Origin of the sequence: Leuconostoc rapi (assembly GCF_016908715.1) — a bacterium.
Taxonomy (GTDB): domain Bacteria; phylum Bacillota; class Bacilli; order Lactobacillales; family Lactobacillaceae; genus Leuconostoc; species Leuconostoc rapi.
In genome coordinates, this window is record NZ_JAFBEK010000001.1 from 62,305 (window position 1) to 87,216 (window position 24,912).

Here is a 24,912-nt window from a genome sequence, read left to right on the forward strand (position 1 = left end):
ATGTCAGTAGAAGAACTCATCAATGGAATGAACTATAAACAGGCTGAGGCCGTACAAACAACACAAGGACCACTTTTAATTATGGCCGGTGCTGGATCAGGAAAAACGCGTGTATTAACACATCGTATTGCACATTTAGTACAAGATCTAAATGTGTTTCCGTGGCGAATATTGGCGATTACGTTTACGAATAAGGCAGCAAAAGAAATGCGTGAACGAATTAGTGCGTTGTTATCAGAAGATGTTGCGCGTGATATTTGGGTATCAACTTTTCATGCATTGGCCGTGCGTATTTTGAGACGTGATGGTGAAAACATTGGTTTATCACGCAACTTTACAATTATTGATACGAGTGCCCAAAGGACATTGATGAAGCGTGTGATTTCAGATTTGAATTTAGATACAAATCAATATGATCCGCGTACCATTTTGGGAATGATTTCAAATGCTAAAAATGATATGCTACGGCCACGTGATTATGCAAAGCAAGCAGATAATGCCTTTCAGGAAACAGTCGCTGAAGTCTATACAGCTTACCAACAAGAGCTGAAACGCGCGCAAAGTGTTGATTTTGATGATCTGATTATGTTGACGATTGATTTATTTCAGTCTACGCCTGATGTATTGGCACGTTATCAAAATCAGTTTGAATATCTGCATGTCGATGAGTATCAAGATACAAATGATGCACAGTATACCATTGTTAATTTACTAGCCAAACGATCACAAAACTTGGCAGTTGTTGGTGATGCCGATCAGTCTATTTATGGTTGGCGTGGTGCTAACATGAACAATATTTTGAATTTCGAAAAAGATTATCCAACAGCGCATACTGTGATGTTGGAACAAAATTATCGATCGACGCAAAACATATTAGATGCTGCAAATGCGGTGATTAATCATAATAATGAACGTGTACCCAAAAAATTATGGACTCAAAATGGTAAGGGCGATAAAATAATCTATTATCGTGCACAGACAGAACATGATGAAGCTAACTTCATTTTGGCAAATGTTCAAAAAATGCGAGAAGAGAATAACATGGCATACAGTGATTTTGCCGTGTTATACCGTACTAACGCACAGTCACGTAACGTGGAAGAATCATTAGTTAAGGCGAACATGCCTTATACAATGGTTGGTGGTCATAAGTTTTATGAACGTAAAGAAATTCTGGATATTATGTCTTATATGAATCTCATTACAAACCCAGATAATAATGCTGCCTTTGAACGCGTTGTTAATGAGCCAAAACGTGGCTTAGGTGCAACATCGCTAACGCGGTTACGCGAGTTGGCTAATCGACTCAATGTGTCTTACATGAGTGCAATTGACAGTATCGAATTGGCACCAGAAATTTCAACTAAAGCGACTTCTAAATTCTTAGTATTTGCTGAAATGATGCATGATTTACGCCAACAATCAGAATTTTTAAATGTTACTGAACTTGCTGAATTAGCAATGACGCGTTCTGGATATCGTCAAATGTTGGCTGAAAAAAATGATCCAGATAGCCAAGCACGTTTGGAAAACTTAGAAGAATTCTTGTCTGTTACCAAGGAATTTGACGAAAAATATCATGCAGAAGATCCAGAAGCGGTTGATCCTATGACAGATTTTTTGGGCTCTACAGCACTAATGACAGATCTAGATGATTTTGAAGAGGGTGATGGCGCAGTTACGTTGATGACTTTACATGCAGCTAAAGGTCTAGAATTTCCAGTTGTCTTTTTAATAGGGATGGAAGAAGGTATTTTTCCATTATCACGTTCACTGATGGATGAAGATCTTCTTGAAGAAGAACGCCGCTTGGCGTATGTTGGTATTACACGTGCTAAGGAAAAGTTGTTTTTAACCAACGCATTTTCTAGGTTGTTATACGGTCGTACACAAGTTAATGAGCCATCTCGTTTTATTTCAGAAATTCCACCAGAATTACTTGATTTACAATCTACCGGCACTGTTCGATCAAGTAGCTATCAACGTGTTATGCCGTTTGATCGTAAGACGCAAATGGCAAAGGCCACGACTTATCGATCAACACCAGTAACTAAAACAGTGAGTGGTACAACAGGTGGAGATAACACGAGTTGGGCGCCAGGCGATAAAGTCACCCATAAAAAATGGGGTACTGGTACAGTGGTTGCCGTTACTGGGAGCACAAATGATCAGGAACTAAAAGTTGCCTTCCCATCGGAGGGTGTCAAACAATTATTAGCGGCATTTGCGCCTATTACGAAAATTGACTGAATAACTTAGATGATTGCTTCAGCATATAAACACATCGAATATTTATTAACGACGATCCATGTATTCGGTTAGATTAGGAAAAGATATGTTACCAGAATTTACACCAATTGAACAATTAACGACACCGATGGCACAACAAGAAATTGCGAATCATCAAGAAACCTTGTTGCAATATGGTGTAGCGTATTATGAACAAGATGCACCACTTGTTGAGGACTATGTATATGATGCCTTGTATGCGCGGTTAGTTGAACTAGAGGCTGCATTTCCACAGTTTATTAGTCCAGATTCTCCCACGCAAAATGTTGGTGGGGCAATAACAAAATCCGGATTAGAAAAAGTTGTACATCCAGCACCAATGCTGTCTTTGGGTGATGTCTTTAGTTTAGAAGAATTAGAGGAGTGGGACGCCCGTACGACCAAAGCATTGGGGTTTCAATCAGCTTATAATTTGGAATTAAAAATTGATGGGTTAGCCGTTGCGTTAACGTACGTTGATGGTAAACTGATTCAAGCATCAACGCGTGGAAATGGTATGATTGGTGAAGATGTTACAGCTAATGTGAAAATGATCAAAGCCATCCCACAAACCTTAAATGAGCCATTGACAATTGAAGTTCGCGGTGAAATATATATGCCAAAATCGAGTTTCGCTACATTAAATAATCAACGTGAAACAGAAGGGTTAGCGCCTTTTGCGAATCCGCGTAATGCTGCAGCAGGCTCATTGAGACAATTAAATACAGAAATTATGAAGCAACGCCAATTATCTGCTTTTGTTTATTATACGGCTGAACCTGATACGCTAGGCGCGACAACACAAAGCCAGGCGTTAGAAAGATTTAGTGAGCTGGGATTACCGACTGATCAGCATAATCAGGTTATTTTGAAAATGGCCGATATTGCGGATTATATTTCAAAATATAGTGCGGATCGTGATAATTTATCTTATGGTATTGATGGAGTTGTTGTTAAGGTTAACCAGCTAGATGACCAGACTGATTTAGGCAATACGGTTAAAATTCCACGTTGGGCGATTGCCTATAAATTCCCGCCAGAGGAAGCGTTAACGATTCTTCGTGATATTGAATGGACTGTTGGGCGAACTGGGGCTGTAACGCCTACGGCAGTGATGGATCCTGTACAATTGGCTGGAACGACAGTTCAGCGCGCAAGCTTGCATAATCCAGACTACCTCAATGATAAGGGCGTACGTTTGGGAGATACTGTTACTTTGCATAAAGCAGGTGATATCATACCTGAAATTGGGCAAGTCATTTTATCCAAAAGGCCAGCAAACAGCCAATTTTATGACATTCCAGTATTATGCCCAGCATGTGATTCAGTGCTGGTACACCTTGAAGGTGAAGTGGCATTGCGTTGTATTAATCCTGCTTGTTCTGCACAAATTCAGGAAGGATTAGCACACTTTGCCTCACGTAACGCTATGAATATTGAAGGTATGGGACCACGTGTCATTGCACAATTGTTACAAGCTGGTTTTATTAAAGATGTGGCTTCAATTTATCGTTTGAATGCAACGCAATTACACACATTGGATAAGTTTAAAGAAAAGTCTGTTACCAATTTATTAAATGCCATTGAACGATCAAAGGATAATTCGCTTGAAAGATTATTATTTGGTTTGGGTATTAGAATGGTTGGCGCTAAAGCGGCACGCCTAATTGCAGAAAAATTTAAAACATTATCAGTTATTGCTACGGCTACAGTTTCGGAAATTGCGAATATTGATGGTATAGGTGAAACAATTGCACGATCGCTTGTACAGTATTTTAATATGCCAGAGTCACAACAACTTGTAAAAGAGTTAACAGATGCTGGTGTTAACCAGTCATATTTATCTGATGTGGTAATTGATGAAAGTTCTTTCTTTTATGGTAAAAAAATTGTTTTAACTGGAAAGTTATCCGAAAGTAATCGTTCGGCTGTTTCGAAATGGTTGCAAAATCATGGTGCAAGCGTATCGTCAGCTGTTTCTTCAAAGACAGATCTTTTGATTGCTGGTACAGATGCCGGAAGCAAGTTGACCAAGGCAAATGAATTAGGAATTACAGTTTGGACAGAAACACAATTGATCGCTGCGCAAAAAGAAGAGGATATCAAAAAATGAGACGTATAAGTTTCCGTGGGTATATGGTAATTGTCATAGCCATACTAATTCTAGCTATTGGTGGACTATATTTTTTTAATGCAAACCGTATCGCACCAACAACTAAAAAAACAAGTAGTGGTGTACAAATCACACAAAGAGCGCCAGGGCAGTATCAGACTGTAATTAAAGATGGCCGTTATTTAGTGAGTGCGGCTAGAGGCATTACGGCGACATCTGAACCTAACAGCCTTGATGTTAAAAATTTTGAATCTAGTTTATTAGATTTGGCAAAAACGCAGTTTAAAACAAATCAATATATTTTTCAAGAGGGGCAATACTTATCAGCAGATACTGTCAATAATCTCTTAGCGCGTAAAAGTAATAGTAATGCAGATGGTATTAATCCTGAAGACAACGGTAAGACTGATGGTTCACGTAATCCAATTTATGTGCAAACGCTTACTGAACAAGATTTTATGTCAAAAGATGGCAAAAATTTAAAGTTAGCAGGTATGGTTATTGGTGTTGCGATGAATACGCAGGATGAATATCAAAAAGAGGACTTCGGGCCAACCTATAAACAAAATATTTCAGACAGTGATCGCATAGCTTATGGGCGAAAAATTGCACCTCAAATCATTCAAAAAGTCCGTCAACAAACCGGTGTATCACAAGATGTACCAATCGTGATTGCGATGTATGCTAATTCGCCTTCTGATTCATTAGCACCAGGTGGTTTTTATTCTGAATCAACAAGTGACAAGGGGACAGATTTAAAGGCGTGGACAGACATTAATGATAAATCCATTGTCCTCCCAAAAGAAGCAACTGACACATCTAAACTAGGTAACGACGAAAATAACGGTTTTGCCAATTTTAAAAATGATGTTGCTAATTTCTTTCCAAACATTGCAGGCGCAACTGCTGTGGCCAACTTTAAATCGGGTGCATTGACTGGTATGAATGTGACTGTGACGACACAATTCTATAGCCAAACAGAAATTGATAGCTTCACAACTTACGTTTCCCAATCTGCTTTAAAGTTTTTACCAAGTAATGTACCGGTCCGTATTATAGTCAAAACAGCTAATGAATTACAAGCCATATTAACGCGTAATACGAATGACAAAACTTTTACAATTACACTTCTCGATTAAGCATAGTTAGCTATGCTTTTTGTATGTCTGCATAATAATGGTATAATTTAGCTATGTCTGAAGCAAAAAAATATTTAACAATTAGTGCACTTACCGCTTATTTGAAGCGCAAATTTGATGCCGATCCTTATCTAGAGAAAGTTTATGTTACGGGTGAAATTTCTAATATTGGGCGACGACGTGGGCGCCATTTATATTTTTCGATTAAGGATCCGAATGGGCATGCTGTGATTTCAGCAGCCATGTTTTCGTACGCAAGTCGATTGAAATTTGACCCAGAAGAGGGCATGAAAATTAATGCCATTGGACGTATACAAATATATGAACCTAGTGGCACCTATGCTATTATTTTGGAGCAGATGGCACCTGATGGTATTGGCGAACTGTTTTTGGCTTATGAGCAGCTTAAGCGCAAATTATCGGCTGAAGGCTTGTTCAATTTGCCTAAAAAGCATATACCATTGTTTCCAAAAAGGATCGCTGTCGTCACTTCACCAACTGGAGCAGTTATTGAAGATATTGCACGTACTGTACAACGTCGCTTTCCAAGCGCGCAGGTCGTCTTATTCCCTGCAGTTGTACAAGGTGATAAAGCTAGTACGACAATAATTAAACAAATATTGCGAATTGATGGGTCTGGTCAATACGACACGCTTATTGTTGGTCGTGGTGGTGGTTCAATTGAAGATTTATGGGCATTTAATGATGAAAAATTAGCACGCGTTATTGCTGCAACCAAGTTACCAGTCATTAGTTCTGTGGGTCATGAAACTGACAACACCTTGGCAGATTTTGTGGCTGATCAACGTGCAGCAACACCGACAGCTGCTGCAGAATTAGCGACACCAGTTACGTTAGCGCAATTGATGTCGCGTTTGAATGAGTTGCAAGTCCGATTAAATCTACGAATGAAGCAGTTGATTGACAACAGGCGACAACGTGTTGAACGTGTATCTCAACACGTCATTTTTCAGCAACCAGACAGATTGTATTCTGGATATAACCAGCGGGTAGATCAATTGTCACATGCATTGAATCAACTACTACAGCAACGGTTTATCTCAGCGCAACATCAAGTAACAATTTTGGCGCAAAGACAGTTGCAAATTCGAAAAAATATTTTGCAACAACCACGTGAAAAAATTCAATTGTTAGCCGCTAAATTAGATTTAATGAGTCCGCTAAAAATTTTGACACGTGGCTATGTATTGATTGAAAAAGACGGTCAAGTTATTCAAACTATTAAAGATATTCAGCCAGAAGATGAGGTTGAATTACGTTTGGCAAATGGCACTGCAGCAGCAAAAATTATAGAAACGAGGGCCTTGAAAAGTGAGTGAGTCAAAATCTTTTGAAGAAAAATTACAACAATTAGAAGCTATTGTGAGCCAATTAGAAAAAGGCGACCGGCCTTTAGAAGGTGCGTTAACAGATTTTCAAAATGGGGTTGAATTAGTGAAAGAACTACAAACTACCTTGAAAAACGCCGAGAATACTTTAGCCAAAGTAATGGATGACAACGATAATTTAACAGATTTGGAATTAACGAATGACTAAATTAGCAGACTTTCAATTAGAATGGACACCAAAGCTTAATCACCAGTTAGAAGATGATCTAACGCGTGCATCAAATGATAGTGACTTTTCCGATATGATGAAGTACGCAGTGCTTAATGGTGGCAAGCGACTCAGACCAATGCTGAGTTTAGCTGTAATCACTTGTTTTGGTCAAAAAATCACACCGAGCCTTCTAAAGGCAGCAACAGCGGTGGAGTGGGTGCATTCTTATTCACTTGTGCATGATGATTTGCCAGCAATGGACAATGATTTATTGAGGCGTGGTAAACCCAGTGTACATGCCCAATTTGGTGAAGCAGAGGCTATATTAGTTGGTGATGCGTTGTTAACAGGTGCATTTCATGTGCTGGCAACTGCCAATGATTCTGCTGTTGCTGATGAGGCAATAAGTGCATCAGAATTATTGACATTATCACAAATATTGTCCGTTCAATCGGGTGGTTTAGGCATGGTCATTGGACAAGTTCATGATATGTATAACCATGGGCAACAATCAAGAGTAGATGAAAGATGGTTAATAGATGAAGTGTATACGCCGAAAACAGGTGCGTTATTGGCATTTTCGGCGCTGTCAGGCACGAGACTCGCTAAATCGCAAGATATTGGTCAAACTGTACAAGACCGCTTTGATATAAATTCCGCCATGTTAACCTTTGGTCACGATTTTGGTGTTGCTTTTCAAATTCAAGATGATTTGGATGATTTTGACCAAGATGATACGGAAAATATTATGTCCTTACCACATTTAATCGGTATACCAGCAGCAATCCAGAAACGTGATTCATATTTGAGCAATGCACGGCAAATGTTAGCTGATGTTTCAAGGCATAATCCAAAATTTGATCGCACTTTGTTAGATGATTTTTTAAACTTAATTGGAGATAAGGTATGAGTGCTGTAGAAAAAGAACGTGTTGACATTTTACTTGTTCAGCAAGGCTTATTTGATTCAAGGGAGCAAGCTAAGCGTGCAGTTATGGCAGGTGAAATTCTTGGTGAGAATGAGGAAAGATTAGATAAAGCTGGTCAAAAAATTCCTGTTACCACCGAGCTGCATTTTAAAGGTGAAAGATTAAAGTATGTATCGCGTGGCGGCTTGAAATTAGAAAAAGCATTGAATGATTACGATATTGATGTGCAAGATAAAGTTGTATTAGATATCGGTTCTTCTACTGGTGGGTTCACAGATGTAGCATTACAAAATGGGGCCAAGTTGGTGTATGCTTTGGATGTGGGGACAAACCAGTTAGCTTGGAAATTGCGTACTGATGAACGTGTAAAAGTCATGGAAAATACAAATTTTAGGTATGCTAAATTATCTGATTTTGAATTTGGACAGCCTGAATTTGCAACAATAGATGTTTCATTCATTTCACTTGGTTTGATATTGCCACCTTTGTCTGAGATTATTAGCATGGGCGGTCATGTTGTTGCGCTCATTAAACCACAGTTCGAAGCAGGACGGGCAAGTGTGGGAAAAAATGGCATCATTAAAGATGCGCTTGTACACAAAAAAGTGTTAGAGACAGTTACTCAAATGATGATTAACAGTGGTTTTTCGATTGAAGCATTAACCTATTCGCCAATTAAGGGTGGACAAGGTAATATTGAATTCTTGGGTGTACTAGTGCGTGAAAATTCAGGAAAAATGAATGATACAATAAATATAGATACACTATTATCACAAACTTATGCACAGCTGAATCATACAGAAGGTAAAGCTGATGAATAAAAAAATGCGCCAAAAAACATTATTGACACAAATTCAAAATAATCCGGTAGGTCGTCAAGAAGATATTGTGGCTTATTTTGAAACATTGGGTGAAACAGTGACTCAAGCCACTATTTCACGCGATATTAATGAACTAGGGCTCATAAAAGTACCTAATGTACATGGTGGATTCCATTATCATTTACCAAAGCAAGATGATAGACCGCACCTGCAGCGGTTGCGTCGTGCATTACAACAATCATTTTTAAGCCAACGTGCACAACGTGGCCAAATTATTCTAAAAGTGCAACCTGGGAACGGGCAATTAATTGCAAATTTATTTGAACAAGTTAAATTTCCAGAAGTTTTCGGTACATTAAGTGATGATGGCTCAGTTCTCGTACTATTAAAAGATGGTATTGTGACCTCTCAAATGACTAATATTATTCAGAAGTTGCTTGAAAAATAATGACTAGAAAGAAGGCGCGTGTTTTGCCGCGACAATTGATATGTTAGAAAATCTCATCATTGAAAATTTTGCTATTATAGAAAAAGTTGATTTGCAATTTGAAGGTGGCATGAGTGTCTTGACTGGTGAAACCGGGGCTGGGAAATCAATTATCATTGATGCACTTTTAATGCTCACAGGTGGTCGCGCCAGTTCTGACATGATTCGTCACGGCAGCAAAAAGGCTGTTTTGCAAGCCGTTTTTAGTGTACCCAATAATCAGAGCCTGATTGATCAATTGTTGGCGAGGGGTATTGCTATTGATGATGGTGAATTGATTATTTATCGCGAGTTAAATCATAATGGTCGAAGTATGATTCGGATTAATGGTGTACTTGTTAATTTAAAAACATTAGCAGCCATTGGTCGTTATTTAGTCGATATTCAAGGCCAAAATGATACGCAACAACTGTTAAATCCTGATGAACATTTACCTTTACTGGATGCGTTTGGTGGTCATACGTTAAGTGTGGTTAAGGATGAATATCAAAAACTCTTTCATGATTTTCGTGCGATTTCCCAAAAGATTCGAAAAATTCAGACGTCGCAACAAGAAATTACACAACGTTTAGATTTATTACAATTTCAACAACAAGAATTGGAAGAAGCCGGTCTTCAACCTAATGAAGAAGGGGATTTGCTGGATGCCCGTGGTAAATTATTGAATTATAAGAAAATTGCTGATCATTTGCAAAATGCCCAGATCGCATTAAACGGTGATCAAGGCGGTGCAGTAGATCTTTTAGCCACTGCAATGCAAGATTTACAAGAAATTGCCGAATACGACGATAATTATGCGGAATTATCAAAGGCTATTTCTGATAGTTATTACACAGCGCAAGAGGTCGGACGCGATGTTGACGAGCAAATTAGTGAATTAACTTACGATGAGACAGAGCTTGTACGTATCGATGAACGTTTGCAACTCATACACTCACTGGAGCGCAAATATGGTACAACAGTCGCTGATGTTTTATTATTCAAATCAAAAGTTGATCATGAATTATCGACCATGACGACAGATGAATTAAATGTTGAACAACTACAAGTTACTCAAAATAACTTGCGGCAGGTTTTACGTAAATATGCTATTAAACTACGTGAGGTTAGGCAACAGGTAGCTCGTAAATTGGAACAGGCAGTCAACCAACAGTTGAGCGAGCTTTTGATGAGTGGCGCTGAATTTGCTGTACATTTTGATCAAATTGAGGGTTTTGTATCCTCAGGTACAGATAAGATTGAATTTTATGTCCAAACTAATGTTGGGGAGGGGATGGCCCCACTTGCTAAGATAGCTTCTGGTGGCGAAACGGCACGCTTGATGTTAGCTCTTAAAACAGCTTTTACCAACCAACAGCATATTATTTCAATTGTATTTGATGAGGCTGACACAGGTGTTTCAGGTCGTGTTGCGCAAGCCATTGCTAAAAAAATGATGACAATTGCTGCCAACTCACAAGTATTTGCAATCACGCATTTGCCACAAGTAGCCGCAGCTTCGACGCATCATTTTTTAATTGCTAAAACAACAGTTAACGATCGTACAATAACTAGAGTAACTGCATTAGATGAATCCGGACGCGAACGTGCGATTGCGATGATGTTATCTGGTGATAACATCACTCAAACAGCATTAGCTAACGCGAAAGATTTACGCCAACAAGCACAAAAGGGTTAAAAACCAACATAACGATACAAAAGGCGAGTCAGTTCATTATTAGAACTGACTCGCCTTTTGTTTACTTTTTAATGAGCAACAATAACCAAAAATAGTGTGAATAGTATGGCTAATGCGTACATCAATGGGTGGACTTTTTTGCCACGACCTGTTGCAATCATTGTAATTGGATATAAAATAAATCCTAAAGCAATACCATCTGAAATTGAATAAGTTAAAGGCATCCCAATAACAATTAAGAATGCAGGCGCAGCGATGGCAAAATCATCCCACGCAATTTTACGTAGACTCTCGGCCATTAAGACACCAACAACAACTAATGCAGGCGCAGTAACTTGTGATGTAACAACTGATAGTAAGGGTGAGAAGAAAAGCGCAAGTAAGAAGAACAAACCAGTGAATACACTAGTTAACCCAGAGCGACCACCAACTGCAATACCCGAAGATGATTCAACATATGCAGAAGTTGGTGATGTGCCAATCACTGAGCCAACTGTCATACCAACGGCATCAGCCATCAAAGCACGTCCGGCACGTGGCATTTCATTATTTTTCATAAAGCCGGCTTGTGTTGCTAAACCAATCATGGTGCCAGCAGTGTCAAAAAATGTTACGAGTAGGAAAGTAATAACAACGGTAACCATTTGTAAGGAATTAATATCACCAATGTGCATAATGCCCTTGCCAAAGGTTGGTGCTAGAGAAGGAACAGATGAAATAATCGAGGTTGGTAGCTTAATTAAGCCAAAAATGATACCGACGATAGAAGTTGCTACCATACCAATGAATATTGCAGCTGGCGTTTTACGTGTTAACAAAATAAAAGTCAAAATGATACCAAAAATAGATAAAAGGGATGTGGGCGTTGTTAAGTTACCCAAAGATACCATTGTATCTTTGTTTGCTACAATTAAGCCGGCATCATGTAAACCAATAAATGCAATGAATAATCCAATGCCTGCTGCAATTGCTAATTTTAAGTTTTGTGGAATGATATTAATAATCTTTTCACGAATTTTGAAAAATGTTAGTAATAGGAATATGATTGCGGCTACGAACACACCGGCCATTGCAGTTTCCCACTTGACACCCATACCAATCACGACAGAATAAGCAAAGAATGCATTGACACCAAGGCCCGGTGCAATAGCAATTGGATACAAGGCAACGATACCCATAAATAGTGTTGCCACAGCTGAAGCTATTGCTGTGGCTGTGAATACAGCGCCTTTATCCATGCCTGCAGCGCCTAAAACAGATGGATTGACGAATAGAATATACGCCATTGAAGTAAATGTCGTGAGGCCGGCAATGAATTCAGTACGAATTGATGTATTCAATTCGTCAAGTTTAAAATAATTTGCAATCGCGGACATGATTGTCTCCCAAAAAAATATAGTAACGTTAAAACGTTCTATTTAATTTTAGCAGTATAAATTAATAAATAAAATGGTAAACCCGTTTTATTTTGATTAAAAGAAGGTTATTTGTCGATAAAAAGGTTATGTAAACGCTTAATAAACGAACGTTATGATGATATTGTTCGTTTATTGTATTCGTCAAAAGATTATTTAATCGATATGATGAGTATCGGTGTGCTAAACCTTTTTTTGAGTAAGTTGACTAACATTTTGTTTAATTTTTAATGCTATAATAGAAACAACATTGTTTAAAGGAAGTTAACTTATGGTAGCACAACTTGTGTTGGTTCGTCATGGTGAATCAACGGCTAATCGGGATAATGAATTTACAGGTTGGACAGATGTTCCCTTAACACTAAGAGGCAGGCAACAGGCCAAAAAGGTGGGTGATATTTTGGCAAATCATCAGTTATTGTTTGATGACGTACATACTTCATACTTGCAACGCGCGATTACGACGGCTAACATTATTTTATTAGAAATGAATCAATCTTGGGTACCGGTGCATAAAACGTGGCGACTTAATGAGCGCCACTATGGTGCTTTACGGGGATTAAATAAAGACGCCGCACGCTTAAAATATGGCGTTGATGCTGTTGCATTGTGGCGTCGAAGCTATACGGCTGTGCCACCATTATTGGGAGAAACACGATCAGACAGACGTTACCCCAATGGTATAGAACCACAAGGTGAGAGTTTGAAGATGGCGAGTGAGCGGTTACTGCCTTATTGGTTAACTGTGATTTTACCTGGCTTGAGGGCGGGACGTAATCAGTTAGTTGTTGCTCATGGTAGTACATTGCGTGCATTGATCAAATATCTAGAAGAAATCGCCGATGCTGATATTGATGGTCTCGAGATTGGTAATGGTGAGCCAATTTGCTACACGTTTAATGATCAATTGCAACTTAGTGATCGTCAGTATTTAAGATAATAACATATAAAGGAGTACATTTTGAACGATCAGACCTGGTCACGCATAAAAAAGTATACAGAATTGCAAGGCACATCAGGGCAAGAACAGTTGCTGCGCAAATCTTTCCGCGCTGAATTACAACCATTAGTCCAAGATATTCAACAAGACGGCCTCGGTGGTGTTTTTGGTGTTAAACCTCATAAGAATCCACAGGCACCTCGTGTGATGTTTGCTGCTCATATGGATGAAGTGGGATTTATTGTGACACAAATTTTACCTAGTGGTGCAATTAGAGTTGCAGCCGTTGGTGGTTGGAATGTTACCGTTATTTCGTCACAACGTTTCACATTGTTTACGTCGAAAGGGAATTATCCAGTGGTGTCAAGTTCTGTATCGCCACATTTGTTGCGAGGGGCTGGTAGTTCACCACAACTACCTACAGTAGATGCTATTTTATTTGACGCTGGTTTTGTTGATGAACAAGAGGCATTAGCGTTCGGTGTACGGCCAGGTGATTTTATCGTTCCTGACGTCAAGACGGTAATAACTGCTAATCAGAAAAGAGTCATATCAAAGTCATGGGATAATCGCTTTGGTATGGTGACAATTTTAGAAGCATTAGAAGCCCTGAAAGATGTCCAAACACCAAATACGTTAATTATGGGGGCCGACGTTCAGGAAGAAGTTGGTTTGCGTGGCGCACATGGAGCTGTTAACCTCATGAAGCCTGATATTTTTTTTGCTATTGATTCTAGCGCCGCCGATGATATTGCTGGTGCAGCCGGGCATCAAGGCGTATTGGACCAGGGGACGCTATTACGTGTTTTTGATCCAACGGTCATTTTACCCTTACGGCTTAAAGAATTTTTATTGTCAACGGCAGAAGATAATCATATTCCATACCAGTATTTTGTCTCTAAAGGGGGCACTGATGCGGCTGCTGCTCAGAGTGAATTAACAGGTGTACCTTCAGTCGCACTTGGAGTTGCTTCGCGTTATATTCATACACATCAAACAGTTTGGTCAATTGCTGATTTTGAAGCAGCAAAAGCATTTGTTATTGCGATCGCTAAAAATCTTGATGCGTCAAATTTAAAAACAATTTTAGGTGATTAAGTCTTTTATGTTTAAAAAGTTACGGAAATTAGATTATTGGATAGCAGTGCCATTTGCAGTTCTGAGTATGCTTGGGATTGTAATGGTTTTTTCGGCTACGCAAGGAACGACTGCGGCTTTTAGTAATTTTATTAAACAAGGTATTTTTGTTATTATTGGTTTATTTGGCGCATTGCTGCTCTATCATTTCAATCTCAAAAATTTACAAAAAGATAGTTGGATGCGTAATATTCAATTTGGTGTGCTTGGCGCACTAATTGTTGCAAAATTTGTGATGCCACCCGTTAATGGCGCCCATGGTTGGATTAATTTAGGCCTAATCACGTTGCAGCCTGCTGAGTTTTTGAAACTTGCAATGATTTTATATTTTGCCAATATGTTTACAAGATATCCGTGGCAAAGCCATGTGCGTCTGGCATTGCAACCAATTAGCCGTATGAAGGTTTGGGGATTGCCTGCTGTATCATTATTGATGGTTTTTTTAATGCCAGATAATGGTAATGGCTTGATTACGTTATTGATTTTACTAGCTATATTTTTGGCATCTGGTGTTTCACGCCGTGTGATTGCCCTGATGTCAGCAATTATGGGTTTGGGCTTTGGATTTTTACAAACAGTTATTGGTTTTGTTAATCATTTTTTCAATTTGACTAGCAGTAATCACTATGCTATTGCGCGTTTAACGAGTTTTGTTAATCCTTGGGATCCTAATGCTGTTGACACGAGTCGTCAGTTATTATATGGGTATTATGCTATTGCTCATGGCGGTTTGTTTGGTGTTGGCCTAGGAAATTCGCTCATTAAACCTTATCTACCTGAGTCAAATACCGACTTTATTATGGCGGTTATGACGGAAGAACTTGGTGCAGTAACAACGGTTACTGTGTTAATATTAATTATGATATTAGTGTCTAGAATGGTTATTTTAGGAATCCGACAAAAACATCAATATTTAAGACTGTTATTGTTTGGCATTGCTACACTACTCTTTATTCAAGCACTCGTTAATTTAGGGGGTGTCATAGGCGTGTTACCGATTACTGGTGTTGTCTTCCCTTTTATTTCCGGTGGTGGTTCCTCATATATTGTATTTAGTGCCGCTGTTGGATTGGCGCTAAATATTGCTGCAACACAAAAAAAGACGGTCGCGATTCATCCTGCTGATATAATTGCTAGAAAGGATTTTAAATGACATTAGAAGTACAGCCCCGGCGCGCGTTATACGTTTATTTAAAAAATAATCGTCATGCGCCACAACTAAAAAAATTTGGGCAACTAAATTATGTGTCTCGAAAAATGGGATTTGCTATGATTTACGTTGATGATGAAAATATTGATCAAAAAATCAATAAAATTAAACAATATAAATTTGTAAAAGATGTGATTGCTTCACCACGTCCAGATATTGATCCAGATCTGGGTGATGTGCATGATGATATTTTCTTTGAAAATTACGATGAGGAGAGTGTAGATTGACGCTATAGCAAGATTAATCTAAAATAGTGACAATACGCCATGTATTAAAATGCGAGTAGTTTCAGGTCGTTTTCGCGGCACAAGATTAGAGGCCGTTGCGGGTGATAAAACACGGCCAACAACGGATAAAGTGAAAGAAGCCATGTTCAGTATGCTCATGCCTTATTTGGATGATGGGGATGTGCTAGATTTGTATGCAGGAACAGGTGGTTTAGGAATTGAAGCTGTGTCACGTGGGATGAATCACGCGACATTAGTCGATCGGCAATTTCAGGCAATCAAAATTATCCAAAATAACGTTGAAAAAACGCATGCTAAAGAGGCATTTACGGTGTTAAAATCACCGGCTCAGGATGCGCTACAAAAATTAGCTGTGGAGAATAAAAAGTTTGAACTTGTTTTTCTTGATCCACCATACGCTAAAGAAACCATTGCCACTGATATGCATGATTTAGTCAATCATCACTTATTGGCTGATGGGGCTATAATTCTGGCAGAAAGTAATGATGTGGCTAATTTACCACTTGAAGATCAGTCATTTAAAATGATTCGACAAAAACAGTATGGTATTACGGTTGTGACTATTTATCAATATAGTAGTTTCTAATATAAGTAATAAGGGGAAAGACAATGAGTATTGCACTATTTCCGGGCAGTTTTGATCCGCTGACTAATGGACATTTAGACATTATTCGACGCGCAAGCAAGATGTTTGATAAAGTTGTTGTTGGCGTGGGCAGTAACACAAGTAAAACGGCATTATTCACGCCTGAAGAAAAAATTGGATTAATTTCGGTTACCGTAGCTGATTTACCTAATGTTGAGGTAGCCATTATGCATGGTTTAACGGTGCAATTTATGGCAGAGATAGGCGCTAAATTTATTGTACGTGGTTTACGTAACAGTAAGGATTTTGAATATGAACGTGATATTGCTGGCGTTAATAGTGCGTTGGCAGATGTTGAAACAATTTTATTGTTGGCAAAACCTGAAAATCAAAATATTTCGAGTTCAATGGTGAAAGAAATTGGCAGTATGGGGGCTGACAATATGGTTAAATTCGTTCCTAGAGTTGTTGTAGATGCTTTAAAAGAAAGGTTGAATTGATGCGCATAAAAAGTAAAATTATTGCTATAATTGCAGCCTTTGTCGTTATTATTGGTTTGGCGTGGCTTGTCTGGCCACTTGATGGTTATATTGAAAGTCCTGGCGAAGCTGATGATTTAGCGCAATTTGTCAAAATAGATGGTAAACAAGATCATTCGAAGGGACGTTATAATATTACGTCGGTTTATCTATCCAAGGCACACGGTTTTAGTTACTTACAGACAAAGTTAAATCCACATTTGTCCTATGCTAAAGCCGATGATGTGACTGGTGGTGAAACGTCAGAAGTTTTTAATGAAGTACAAAATTTTTATATGCAAAGCGCGATTGCAAACGCAGAACAAGTTGCCTTTAAAAAAGCTAACAAGCCAATTACAGCGACTTATCGCGGCATTTATGTGTTAAGCGTCAGTGATACGTCTCATTTTAAAAAGACAATTAAAGTTGGTGATACCATTACTGCTGTTGATGGTCATCATTATGAAAATTCAGATGGTTTTATTAAATATTTAGCGAATAAGCCAAAGGGTGTTAAAGTCACGGTAGATTACTTGCGTCATGGCAAAAGTGGACATACATCAGGAACGACCATAAAATTACCTAGCAGTAAGTCAGCAGAGTACCCTAAAGGCCGCTCGGGCATTGGTATTGTTTTAACTGATAATGTTGCCGTGTCAACGCCACAAAAAGTAACAGTTGATCCTGGAAAAATTGGTGGCCCTTCTGGCGGACTGATGTTTACCTTACAAATTTATGATCAGTTAACGGGTAATAAATTGTCGAAAGATCGCAATATTTCCGGTACTGGAACAATGAATGTTAATGGTTATGTAGGCGAAATTGGTGGTATTGATAAAAAAATCATTGCTGCAAAAAATGCCGGCTCACGTGTTTTCTTTGCGCCCTACATTGCACCAACTAAAGAAATTTTGAAATATGAAGAACAGCACAAAACAAATTATCAATTAGCACGTGATACAGCCAAAAAATATGCACCTAACATGAAAGTCATTCCTGTTAGAACATTCCAAGATGCAGTTGATTATCTTGAAACAGGAAAAATAATTAAAACGACTGACAACCCATCATGAGTCATTTAATTATAAAAGCAAGCGACTCTGATAAGTCGCTTGCTTTTTATAATTTCTTAATATACATACTATTGATCCAACCACTATTAGCGATTTTGTACCAAATTAGGCCGTTGTCGTGATGTTGTTCTTTTGCAATTGCAACAAAGTCACCATCTGCAACGCTACCTATTGGTAAGCCATAAGGTGCTTCAAAGATTTCTGTAGATTGACCAGGTAAAAAATCAATTACTGCGTTAGGTTGATCATTTTCAATATCCAAATCTTGAATATAATTAATGTTTTCAACATTTGGTGCAGTGTCAGAAAGTGTCATCAGTGAGGCATCGTAACGTACCCACGCATGCGTTCCCACTTGATACCAAAATTGACCATTCCCTGAAATAACGCGCAAAGGTGTTGCCCAGTAACTTTCCGATAAGAGTGTGGTTGTGATATTGGCATAATCATCTGGCATTGATTGGGCAAGTACTTCAGATTTTAGGGCAATATACATATTGACACGATGGACAGCGCGCCAACTTGTAGGTCGATAATAGAGATGAAGAGACTGCGGCGCATTACCAAAGACACCTGTTAATTCACCAGAGTTATCCACATATGTAAAGTCGGAAATAGCAGGGGTATCAATCGTATATTTCGTATTAAAATTGCCATCTATGCGATTTGGGGATTTGAGTGTTTCTTGTGTTGCAATATTTTCATAATATACCCAAATGGGTGCTTCGTTTGTCATGGGTTAACCTCTCACGTTATTATATCAAACTCATGTACATTAACGTATAAACATTTAAGGTGCGTTATAGGCACCATGTTTAACAATATGATTCTAAATTAGTTATGATAGAACCATGTATCATACAAAGTTACTGGGGCATGTCGCTTATGAGCACTCGCCAAGTACAATGCTTCAATTTTATCAGCCGCTGCTATTGGCACTGACTTACCTTCTAAGTAATCGTCAATATGATCATAAGTCACACCTAAGGCTAGTTCATCTGGCAATTGTGGTCTATCATCTTCTAAATCAGCTGTTGGTATTTTTTCATATAATGCAGCTGGTGCGCCAAGCACCTGAAGCATTTGACGACCTTGACGTTTATTCAGTCGCCATAAAGGATTGATGTCTGTGCCACCATCACCATATTTTGTAAAAAAACCAGCAAATGCTTCAGCAGCGTGATCTGTGCCAACAACAACACCTTGGTGTTCTCGTGCAACGGCATATTGCGCAATCATGCGCATTTTTGGTTTAATTGAACCACGGCTCATATCATCGACAATGAGACCACTGATGCGTAATGCGTTGGTCATGGCATCGGTTGCTGTTTTAATGTTGGTTGTGACAGTCTGATTAGGTTGGATAAAATTTATTGCTTCAACAGCATCAGGCGCGTCCAATTGATTGCCATAAGGTTGTCTCACAGCGATTAATTGATAGTTTTTTGTTGATGAATTGGTGCGTAGTTCGTCAATTGCAAGTTTAGCAATTTTACCAGCCAATGTGGAGTCTTGACCACCGGACACTGCGATGACATAGCTGTCATATTGACGGTTGTGTTGTAAATATTGTTTTAAAAAATCCACAGATCGCCGTACTTCCAACATTGGATCAATCAGAGGCTGTACATGGAGATCGGCAATAATTTGAGCTTGTAGTGAACGCATATTAATTCTCCTTAATTGATTGCCTGATGCTATTAATAGCTGCCGACTTAGCATCGAGGAGTTGTTGTGATAATACGACAGGATACGGTTTCGGTTGATCAAGTATTTTATAATTATCAGCTAACTGAGATAACGCTTGTTTGGCGTAAGCTTGAATGTCATTGATTGTTGGACTTGTATATACTTGGTGTCCTGAACGGAAGATATCATGAAGAATGGGGTCACCTGGCATGATTTCAGTTGAAAATGATAACGTATCACCTAAAACGGTTCGCCAAATTTGTTTTTTGCCAGGTGTTGAAATTTTGTCTGTGTCGTTTGACAGCTTAATTGTGTTTTTGTCAGCTAAGCGTACCATTTTGTAAACAGCACCTAAAGCGGGTTGGTCAAAGGCGGTAATCAACTTTGTGCCGACACCCCAGACGTCTATTTTTGCACCACGTACTTTTAAATCGGTAATAACATACTCATCTAAATCATTTGAAGCGTATATTTTTGCTTTAGAAAAGCCGGCATTGTCTAGTAATTGACGAATCGCTTTTGATAGAGAGACCATGTCACCCGAATCGATTCGAATGCCTTGAAAGTTAATTTGTTCACCGAACTCTTGAGCTACTTTAATCGCTGCAGGTATACCAGATTTTAGGGTATCAAACGTATCAACTAAAAAGACAACATCGTGATGTGTTTGAGCGTAGGCTTTAAAAGCAGCATAGTCATTTTGATAGGCCTGTACTAGCGAATGTGCATGTGTGCCAGATACTGGTAAATTAAATAGCTTACCAGCGCGTACATTGGATGTCGCGTTAAAGCCACCAATATAAGCGGCTCGCGTTCCCCACAGTGCCGCATCAAATTCTTGTGCGCGGCGCGTGCCAAATTCCAGAAGTGGGTCACCTTTTGCTGCTGTCGCAATGCGTGATGCTTTAGTAGCAATTAAAGTTTGAAAATTGATGATATTGAGTAAGGCTGTTTCAAGTAACTGTGCATCGATTAATGGGCCTTCAATTTGAAGGAGGGGTTCATGGTCAAACATCACTTCACCTTCATGAGGTGCACGTAATGTCGCAGTCAAACGCCAGTTTTGTAGATAGGTTAAAAAAGCATCGTCATATAAATTAAGTGAACGTAAATACGCGATATCGCTTTGGCTAAATTTCAAATCATCAAGATAGTCGATGATATGCGCCAATCCAGCAAAAATCACATAACCATTGCCAAAGGGCATGTGACGGAAGTAAGCTTCAAAAACGACCTGCTCGCTGTCAATACCTGTTTGCCAGTATGTATAAATCATATTTATTTGATATAAATCGGTGTGCAATGTGAATGAATCATCTGGATACAGCATAGTGGGTTCCTTTGAAATTATTAAACTCATTATAGCAAAAATATTGTCTAAAAGCCGTGATATAATTAAAACATGAAAGAAATTTTGACAAACAATCGAGAAGAAACACAGCAGTTTGCTGTAAAAGTTGCCAATTTATCTAGACCAGGGTTAGTCATTGCATTGCATGGCGATCTTGGTGCAGGGAAAACAACTTTTACACAAGGATACGCAAGGGCGCTAGGTGTCACTGCGAGGGTTAAGAGTCCGACTTTTAATATCATGAATACTTACAATGGACTTGATTTTCCAATTTATCATTTTGATGCCTATCGGTTAGAAGAAACAGGTGCACAAGATCAGGGTTTCGAAGATTATGTTGGCACCGATGGTGTCACTTTGATTGAATGGCCAGAGTACATGGCGGATTTACTACCTAATGATCGGTTAACATTGCACTTTTTTCGTGGTGACGGCGATGATGATCGCATCATTCGCATTGAAGGGGTAGGGCAATGCTCAGAATTAGAGGTGCAATTATGAGCTTTGATATGACAAATCCGATTACTTTTGGATTGACAGAAGCAACATTAGCTCAAGCAGCATCTTGGCAGAAATTAATTCAAGTCCTGATGACGGAGACTGATACTTTTTTGGTAGCGAGTGTCCGCGATGGTGACGTTGTACCTGAAACGAGTGCTTTACCAGCAATCACTTTGTTATTAGTTGCTGAGCAAGGTACATTAGAACAGCCAGTCGGCATCGCTTCTATTGAAGATGGTGAAATTGGTATGGCAATTTTGAAACAATTTCAAGGTGCAGGACTGGGACATAGCTTGATGTCGGCGCTGCTGGATTGGGCGAATGAGACAGGTTTAGAAAAAGTCTGGCTCGATGTGCAAATTGATAATGAGCCTGCGATTCATATTTATAAAAAATTTGAATTTGAGAACAGCGGTGCCCCGGTGAAGTTGGCTTTGCCAACCGGTCGTGTAACGACTTTGCAGCGTATGGAAAAAATTTTAAACCGTCAGGAGGGTGAGTTGTGAATTTTATTGCAATGGATTTTGAAACAGCTAATCATGAAAAATATTCAGCAGTATCAATTGCAATTGCCGTTGTGCGTGATAACGAAGTCGTCGATAAGTTTTATAGTTTGATTAAACCAGAAACTTATTTTAGTTCACGCAATACGGCTGTGCATGGTTTAACAGAAAGTGATGTTGTGCAGGCACCTAAATTTCCAGAAGTATGGGCGGTTATCGCACCTTTTTTTAAAGAAGATAAATTAGTCGTAGCACATAATGCCTCATTTGATAATAGCAGTTTAAAGGGCACGTTAGCCTACTATGGTATTGAAGAACCACATTACATGTTATTAGATACAGTGCGAAGTAGCCGTAAATTATTACCTGATTTTAAAAATCATAAATTAAACACTGTTGCGACGAATCTTGGGATTACACTTGATCACCATCATAATGCGCTTGATGATGCAGTGGCAGCAGCCAATATTTTAATTTACGAAGCAGAACATTTTGGTGTCGACAACCTTAAATACTTTGTGCAAAATAAATGACCTCTTAGTTATTAAGAGGTCATTTATTGGTTAAATATTAATTTCTAATGCAATTGGGGCATGATCTTGTCGGAGACCAGTATCCAACACGTGACTATCGGATACTTGCGCTGCAATACGGTCGCTTACTAAGTAATAATCTATTCGCCAACCAGCGTTATTAATTTTACTTGTTTTACTAATTTGCGCCCACCAAGTGTAGATACCTGGTGTATCAGGGTTTTTCATACGTAAAGTGTCAGTAAAACCAGCATCAAGTAAAGCAGAAAATTTTTCACGTTCTTGATTTGTAAAACCAGCAGATTTACGATTGGTTTTGAAATTTTTAAGGTCAATTTCTTCATGAGCAACATTCATATCTCCGCTAAATATGACTGGCTTTTTAGCATCGAGCGACTGCAAATATTCACGATAGGCGTCATCCCATGCACCACGTGCTTCCAAGCGTGCCAGGGCAGAACCGGAGTTTGGTGTGTAAACGGTTGAAACGTAAAAATTATCAAACTCGAGTGTAATGATACGGCCTTCAATGTCCATTGTGTCAGGGGCAGAAATTTTAGGAAAGGTGACTTCAAGTGGTTCCTCACGAGACAGTACCATTGTGCCAGAATAACCAGGACGTGCTGTGCTGGAATTGATGTAGATATGATAATCAGGGAACAGTTCAGATAGGATAGTTGTTTGTTTTTTGGTCATACCAGTTGGCTTTAATTTTGTTTCCTGAATAGCGAAAACATCAGGTTGACGTGCGGCAATTTTATTTAGCACGTCCCATGTCATTTCACCACGTACTGATTGATGTTGGACAGCGGCGTTGATTGAATCAATGTTCCAAGATATAAGTTGCATAAATAAGGTCCTTTTTAAAAATAAAATTTTAACGTGTTGTCAATGAAAACAGCTAGGAAGCGTGTGTGAGTTCTGTACGAGAAGTTAATCAATTCGCATACCTTTTCATAAAACAAGGTAGCGCTGCGCTAATTTGGGTAGGTAATGTGACATATTGTTTTTGTGCCAGTTCATCAGCTATGGCTGAATGACTATAGACAGCTGCTAATGTTGTATCGATCAAGGGTGTTAATAAAAATTGGGCGGCAAAACCTGCAATAATACCAGCCAAAGTATCGCCCATACCACCAGTGGCTTGATGAGGACCGCCAATTGGTAGTTCATAAATCCCTTTATTCGTGTAAATTTGTGTATGAAATTGTTTTAATACAATAATCGGTTTCTGAATTATTTTTTCACGAGCAAGTATATTAAAAGCTTCAAAAGATTGTTGGTCAATAGAAACACCACTCAGACGTTGCCATTCCATCTGATGTGGCGTCAAAATCAATCGCGATTTGGGCCAAGATAGGTGGTGTTTGGCTACCATTGTGAGTGCCGAACCATCGACAATTAAAACTTGTTTTGCAAAAACCGCTGAAAAAGTAGCTTCAACAATATCTAATCGATCGCCAAGGCCAGAACCAATTAGGATGATATCACTTGCCTGAATTGCATGAGTCAAATCATCGTTAAAATCCATAACCATTGTTTCAGGTATACGGCTGTGTATCGCAGTGAAATTTGACGGATCTGTGGCGACGGTGACTAGACCAGCACCAGAATTAACAGCAGCCATGGCATTCATAATGACTGCGCCACCAAATTGCTGAGTGCCACCGATGATTAACACACGACCATATGTACCCTTGTGGGATTCGTTGGTCCTTTTTTTGATAACTTGATAGAGAATTTTTTCTGATAATTTTTCCATAATCTGACACCTCTTTGGTTTGCTACAGAACTATGGTAATGTTTAGTGTGTCAGATGATTACGGTTGACCCAAAGTGTAGTCACCGCTAGAATAAGTAGCCCTAAATTGGCTGAAAGTATCGCAAAAGTCAATTGTTCAACAATCCAACTGACTAGAGACACAAACATTAATATAATTGCAATGAGTGTGGCGTAGAGTGTTATTTTATTCATAGTGGCTTCCTAACGATACGTGATTTATATTTTCAAAGCCTGCATTGTCACCGGTAAACTAAGTGAAACAGTGGCATGCCGCTTTGAATGTCGACGTATTTTATATATGATTCATCAATGATTGGCTGTCATCTCCGAGACATCTGTATACAGTTCATTTTATCTGATTAGGCCTGTATTTACAATCATTGTCATCATTTTTAATCGCTAACTGCTCGGCTTTTATGATGACATAATCA

General features: G+C 38.9%; 26 protein-coding genes. 19 read left to right on the top strand and 7 right to left on the bottom strand.

Annotation, left to right across the window (positions count from 1 at the left end; all coding sequences use genetic code 11):
- The 9 genes from pcrA to recN all read left to right on the top strand — a co-directional run bounded on the left by pcrA (position 1) and on the right by recN (position 10,994).
- A complete protein-coding gene (gene pcrA, locus JOD28_RS00285; protein ID WP_204768928.1) occupies positions 1-2,250 on the top strand; it encodes a DNA helicase PcrA in 2,250 nt (749 codons plus the stop codon).
- An 85-nt stretch (positions 2,251-2,335) separates the two neighbouring features.
- Complete coding sequence (ligA, locus tag JOD28_RS00290; protein WP_204769280.1) at positions 2,336-4,381, top strand: NAD-dependent DNA ligase LigA; 2,046 nt, start codon at positions 2,336-2,338, stop codon at positions 4,379-4,381.
- On the top strand, positions 4,378-5,520 hold the full coding sequence (locus JOD28_RS00295; protein WP_204768929.1) for a CamS family sex pheromone protein: 1,143 nt from the start codon (positions 4,378-4,380) through the stop codon (positions 5,518-5,520). The genes ligA and JOD28_RS00295 overlap by 4 nt, the downstream gene beginning before the upstream one ends.
- 53 nt (positions 5,521-5,573) lie before the next feature.
- Complete coding sequence (xseA, locus tag JOD28_RS00300) at positions 5,574-6,860, top strand: exodeoxyribonuclease VII large subunit (RefSeq protein WP_204768930.1); 1,287 nt, start codon at positions 5,574-5,576, stop codon at positions 6,858-6,860.
- Positions 6,853-7,077: an exodeoxyribonuclease VII small subunit gene (locus JOD28_RS00305; protein ID WP_204768931.1), complete on the top strand. Its 225-nt coding sequence runs from the start codon at positions 6,853-6,855 to the stop codon at positions 7,075-7,077. The genes xseA and JOD28_RS00305 overlap by 8 nt, the downstream gene beginning before the upstream one ends.
- Positions 7,070-7,990, top strand: coding sequence for a polyprenyl synthetase family protein (locus tag JOD28_RS00310; protein WP_204768932.1), 921 nt, complete (start codon positions 7,070-7,072; stop codon positions 7,988-7,990). The genes JOD28_RS00305 and JOD28_RS00310 overlap by 8 nt, the downstream gene beginning before the upstream one ends.
- Positions 7,987-8,829: a TlyA family RNA methyltransferase gene (locus JOD28_RS00315; RefSeq protein WP_204768933.1), complete on the top strand. Its 843-nt coding sequence runs from the start codon at positions 7,987-7,989 to the stop codon at positions 8,827-8,829. The genes JOD28_RS00310 and JOD28_RS00315 overlap by 4 nt, the downstream gene beginning before the upstream one ends.
- Positions 8,822-9,277: an arginine repressor gene (locus JOD28_RS00320; protein WP_204768934.1), complete on the top strand. Its 456-nt coding sequence runs from the start codon at positions 8,822-8,824 to the stop codon at positions 9,275-9,277. The genes JOD28_RS00315 and JOD28_RS00320 overlap by 8 nt, the downstream gene beginning before the upstream one ends.
- A 40-nt stretch (positions 9,278-9,317) precedes the next feature.
- Positions 9,318-10,994, top strand: a complete 1,677-nt coding sequence (recN, locus tag JOD28_RS00325) for a DNA repair protein RecN (protein ID WP_204768935.1) — start codon at positions 9,318-9,320, stop codon at positions 10,992-10,994.
- Between the two features lie 68 nt (positions 10,995-11,062).
- On the opposite strand, the gene JOD28_RS00330 is transcribed toward recN, so the two are convergent.
- Complete coding sequence (locus JOD28_RS00330) at positions 11,063-12,370, bottom strand: NCS2 family permease (RefSeq protein ID WP_204768936.1); 1,308 nt, start codon at positions 12,368-12,370, stop codon at positions 11,063-11,065.
- A 310-nt stretch (positions 12,371-12,680) separates the two neighbouring features.
- On the opposite strand from JOD28_RS00330, the gene JOD28_RS00335 reads away from it, so the two are divergent.
- From JOD28_RS00335 to JOD28_RS00365, 7 genes are read left to right on the top strand one after another with little or no spacing between them, the layout of a single operon-like run.
- Entirely contained in the window at positions 12,681-13,349 is a 669-nt protein-coding gene (locus JOD28_RS00335; protein WP_204768937.1) for a 2,3-bisphosphoglycerate-dependent phosphoglycerate mutase, read from the top strand.
- Between the two features lie 21 nt (positions 13,350-13,370).
- Positions 13,371-14,447, top strand: a complete 1,077-nt coding sequence (gene pepA / locus JOD28_RS00340; RefSeq protein ID WP_204768938.1) for a glutamyl aminopeptidase — start codon at positions 13,371-13,373, stop codon at positions 14,445-14,447.
- Positions 14,448-14,454: 7 nt separating this feature from the next.
- Complete coding sequence (locus JOD28_RS00345) at positions 14,455-15,639, top strand: FtsW/RodA/SpoVE family cell cycle protein (protein ID WP_204768939.1); 1,185 nt, start codon at positions 14,455-14,457, stop codon at positions 15,637-15,639.
- Positions 15,636-15,923 (top strand): YlbG family protein, encoded by a 288-nt coding sequence (locus JOD28_RS00350; protein WP_204768940.1) that lies wholly within the window; start codon positions 15,636-15,638, stop codon positions 15,921-15,923. The genes JOD28_RS00345 and JOD28_RS00350 overlap by 4 nt, the downstream gene beginning before the upstream one ends.
- A 49-nt stretch (positions 15,924-15,972) precedes the next feature.
- On the top strand, positions 15,973-16,530 hold the full coding sequence (gene rsmD / locus JOD28_RS00355) for a 16S rRNA (guanine(966)-N(2))-methyltransferase RsmD (RefSeq protein WP_204768941.1): 558 nt from the start codon (positions 15,973-15,975) through the stop codon (positions 16,528-16,530).
- Between the two features lie 23 nt (positions 16,531-16,553).
- Positions 16,554-17,030, top strand: coding sequence for a pantetheine-phosphate adenylyltransferase (gene coaD, locus JOD28_RS00360; protein ID WP_204768942.1), 477 nt, complete (start codon positions 16,554-16,556; stop codon positions 17,028-17,030).
- The gene (locus JOD28_RS00365; protein WP_204768943.1) at positions 17,030-18,121 is read left to right on the top strand and encodes a SepM family pheromone-processing serine protease; all 1,092 of its coding nucleotides are present in this window, start codon (positions 17,030-17,032) and stop codon (positions 18,119-18,121) included. Before coaD ends, JOD28_RS00365 begins: the two co-directional genes overlap by 1 nt.
- A gap of 46 nt (positions 18,122-18,167) precedes the next feature.
- Here JOD28_RS00365 and JOD28_RS00370 read toward each other — a convergent pair whose 3' ends face one another.
- From JOD28_RS00370 to pncB, 3 genes are all read right to left on the bottom strand, one after another.
- A complete protein-coding gene (locus JOD28_RS00370; protein ID WP_204768944.1) occupies positions 18,168-18,857 on the bottom strand; it encodes a MucBP domain-containing protein in 690 nt (229 codons plus the stop codon).
- A gap of 98 nt (positions 18,858-18,955) precedes the next feature.
- Positions 18,956-19,789 carry an ammonia-dependent NAD(+) synthetase gene (gene nadE, locus JOD28_RS00375; RefSeq protein WP_204768945.1) on the bottom strand — a complete coding sequence of 278 codons (834 nt, stop codon included), beginning with the start codon at positions 19,787-19,789 and terminating at the stop codon, positions 18,956-18,958.
- A 1-nt stretch (position 19,790) separates the two neighbouring features.
- Positions 19,791-21,140, bottom strand: a complete 1,350-nt coding sequence (gene pncB / locus JOD28_RS00380) for a nicotinate phosphoribosyltransferase (RefSeq protein ID WP_204768946.1) — start codon at positions 21,138-21,140, stop codon at positions 19,791-19,793.
- Between the two features lie 72 nt (positions 21,141-21,212).
- On the opposite strand from pncB, the gene tsaE reads away from it, so the two are divergent.
- Genes tsaE through JOD28_RS00395 form a run of 3 tightly spaced genes read left to right on the top strand, consistent with a single transcriptional unit; the run spans position 21,213 to position 22,698 of the window.
- Positions 21,213-21,662 carry a tRNA (adenosine(37)-N6)-threonylcarbamoyltransferase complex ATPase subunit type 1 TsaE gene (tsaE, locus tag JOD28_RS00385; RefSeq protein WP_204768947.1) on the top strand — a complete coding sequence of 150 codons (450 nt, stop codon included), beginning with the start codon at positions 21,213-21,215 and terminating at the stop codon, positions 21,660-21,662.
- Positions 21,659-22,168 (top strand): GNAT family N-acetyltransferase, encoded by a 510-nt coding sequence (locus JOD28_RS00390; RefSeq protein WP_204769281.1) that lies wholly within the window; start codon positions 21,659-21,661, stop codon positions 22,166-22,168. Before tsaE ends, JOD28_RS00390 begins: the two co-directional genes overlap by 4 nt.
- Entirely contained in the window at positions 22,165-22,698 is a 534-nt protein-coding gene (locus tag JOD28_RS00395) for a 3'-5' exonuclease (protein ID WP_204768948.1), read from the top strand. The genes JOD28_RS00390 and JOD28_RS00395 overlap by 4 nt, the downstream gene beginning before the upstream one ends.
- 30 nt (positions 22,699-22,728) lie before the next feature.
- Here JOD28_RS00395 and JOD28_RS00400 read toward each other — a convergent pair whose 3' ends face one another.
- The 3 genes from JOD28_RS00400 to JOD28_RS00410 all read right to left on the bottom strand — a co-directional run bounded on the left by JOD28_RS00400 (position 22,729) and on the right by JOD28_RS00410 (position 24,673).
- Positions 22,729-23,547 carry an exodeoxyribonuclease III gene (locus JOD28_RS00400; protein WP_204768949.1) on the bottom strand — a complete coding sequence of 273 codons (819 nt, stop codon included), beginning with the start codon at positions 23,545-23,547 and terminating at the stop codon, positions 22,729-22,731.
- Between the two features lie 88 nt (positions 23,548-23,635).
- Positions 23,636-24,460, bottom strand: a complete 825-nt coding sequence (locus JOD28_RS00405) for an NAD(P)H-hydrate dehydratase (protein WP_204768950.1) — start codon at positions 24,458-24,460, stop codon at positions 23,636-23,638.
- 42 nt (positions 24,461-24,502) lie between these two features.
- Entirely contained in the window at positions 24,503-24,673 is a 171-nt protein-coding gene (locus tag JOD28_RS00410; protein ID WP_204768951.1) for a hypothetical protein, read from the bottom strand.
- Positions 24,674-24,912 lie beyond the last annotated feature (239 nt).

Excerpts from the sequence above, each read along its gene's own strand:
- pcrA (WP_204768928.1), top strand. The coding sequence starts at position 1 with ATGTCAGTAGAAGAACTCATCAATGGAATGAACTATAAACAGGCTGAG.
- ligA (WP_204769280.1), top strand. The coding sequence starts at position 2,336 with ATGTTACCAGAATTTACACCAATTGAACAATTAACGACACCGATGGCA.
- JOD28_RS00295 (WP_204768929.1), top strand. The coding sequence starts at position 4,378 with ATGAGACGTATAAGTTTCCGTGGGTATATGGTAATTGTCATAGCCATA.
- xseA (WP_204768930.1), top strand. The coding sequence starts at position 5,574 with ATGTCTGAAGCAAAAAAATATTTAACAATTAGTGCACTTACCGCTTAT.
- JOD28_RS00310 (WP_204768932.1), top strand. The coding sequence starts at position 7,070 with ATGACTAAATTAGCAGACTTTCAATTAGAATGGACACCAAAGCTTAAT.
- JOD28_RS00315 (WP_204768933.1), top strand. The coding sequence starts at position 7,987 with ATGAGTGCTGTAGAAAAAGAACGTGTTGACATTTTACTTGTTCAGCAA.
- JOD28_RS00320 (WP_204768934.1), top strand. The coding sequence starts at position 8,822 with ATGAATAAAAAAATGCGCCAAAAAACATTATTGACACAAATTCAAAAT.
- recN (WP_204768935.1), top strand. The coding sequence starts at position 9,318 with ATGTTAGAAAATCTCATCATTGAAAATTTTGCTATTATAGAAAAAGTT.
- JOD28_RS00330 (WP_204768936.1), bottom strand. The coding sequence starts at position 12,370 with ATGTCCGCGATTGCAAATTATTTTAAACTTGACGAATTGAATACATCA.
- JOD28_RS00335 (WP_204768937.1), top strand. The coding sequence starts at position 12,681 with ATGGTAGCACAACTTGTGTTGGTTCGTCATGGTGAATCAACGGCTAAT.
- JOD28_RS00345 (WP_204768939.1), top strand. The coding sequence starts at position 14,455 with ATGTTTAAAAAGTTACGGAAATTAGATTATTGGATAGCAGTGCCATTT.
- JOD28_RS00350 (WP_204768940.1), top strand. The coding sequence starts at position 15,636 with ATGACATTAGAAGTACAGCCCCGGCGCGCGTTATACGTTTATTTAAAA.
- rsmD (WP_204768941.1), top strand. The coding sequence starts at position 15,973 with ATGCGAGTAGTTTCAGGTCGTTTTCGCGGCACAAGATTAGAGGCCGTT.
- coaD (WP_204768942.1), top strand. The coding sequence starts at position 16,554 with ATGAGTATTGCACTATTTCCGGGCAGTTTTGATCCGCTGACTAATGGA.
- JOD28_RS00365 (WP_204768943.1), top strand. The coding sequence starts at position 17,030 with ATGCGCATAAAAAGTAAAATTATTGCTATAATTGCAGCCTTTGTCGTT.
- JOD28_RS00370 (WP_204768944.1), bottom strand. The coding sequence starts at position 18,857 with ATGACAAACGAAGCACCCATTTGGGTATATTATGAAAATATTGCAACA.
- nadE (WP_204768945.1), bottom strand. The coding sequence starts at position 19,789 with ATGCGTTCACTACAAGCTCAAATTATTGCCGATCTCCATGTACAGCCT.
- pncB (WP_204768946.1), bottom strand. The coding sequence starts at position 21,140 with ATGCTGTATCCAGATGATTCATTCACATTGCACACCGATTTATATCAA.
- tsaE (WP_204768947.1), top strand. The coding sequence starts at position 21,213 with ATGAAAGAAATTTTGACAAACAATCGAGAAGAAACACAGCAGTTTGCT.
- JOD28_RS00390 (WP_204769281.1), top strand. The coding sequence starts at position 21,659 with ATGAGCTTTGATATGACAAATCCGATTACTTTTGGATTGACAGAAGCA.
- JOD28_RS00400 (WP_204768949.1), bottom strand. The coding sequence starts at position 23,547 with ATGCAACTTATATCTTGGAACATTGATTCAATCAACGCCGCTGTCCAA.
- JOD28_RS00405 (WP_204768950.1), bottom strand. The coding sequence starts at position 24,460 with ATGGAAAAATTATCAGAAAAAATTCTCTATCAAGTTATCAAAAAAAGG.
- JOD28_RS00410 (WP_204768951.1), bottom strand. The coding sequence starts at position 24,673 with ATGAATAAAATAACACTCTACGCCACACTCATTGCAATTATATTAATG.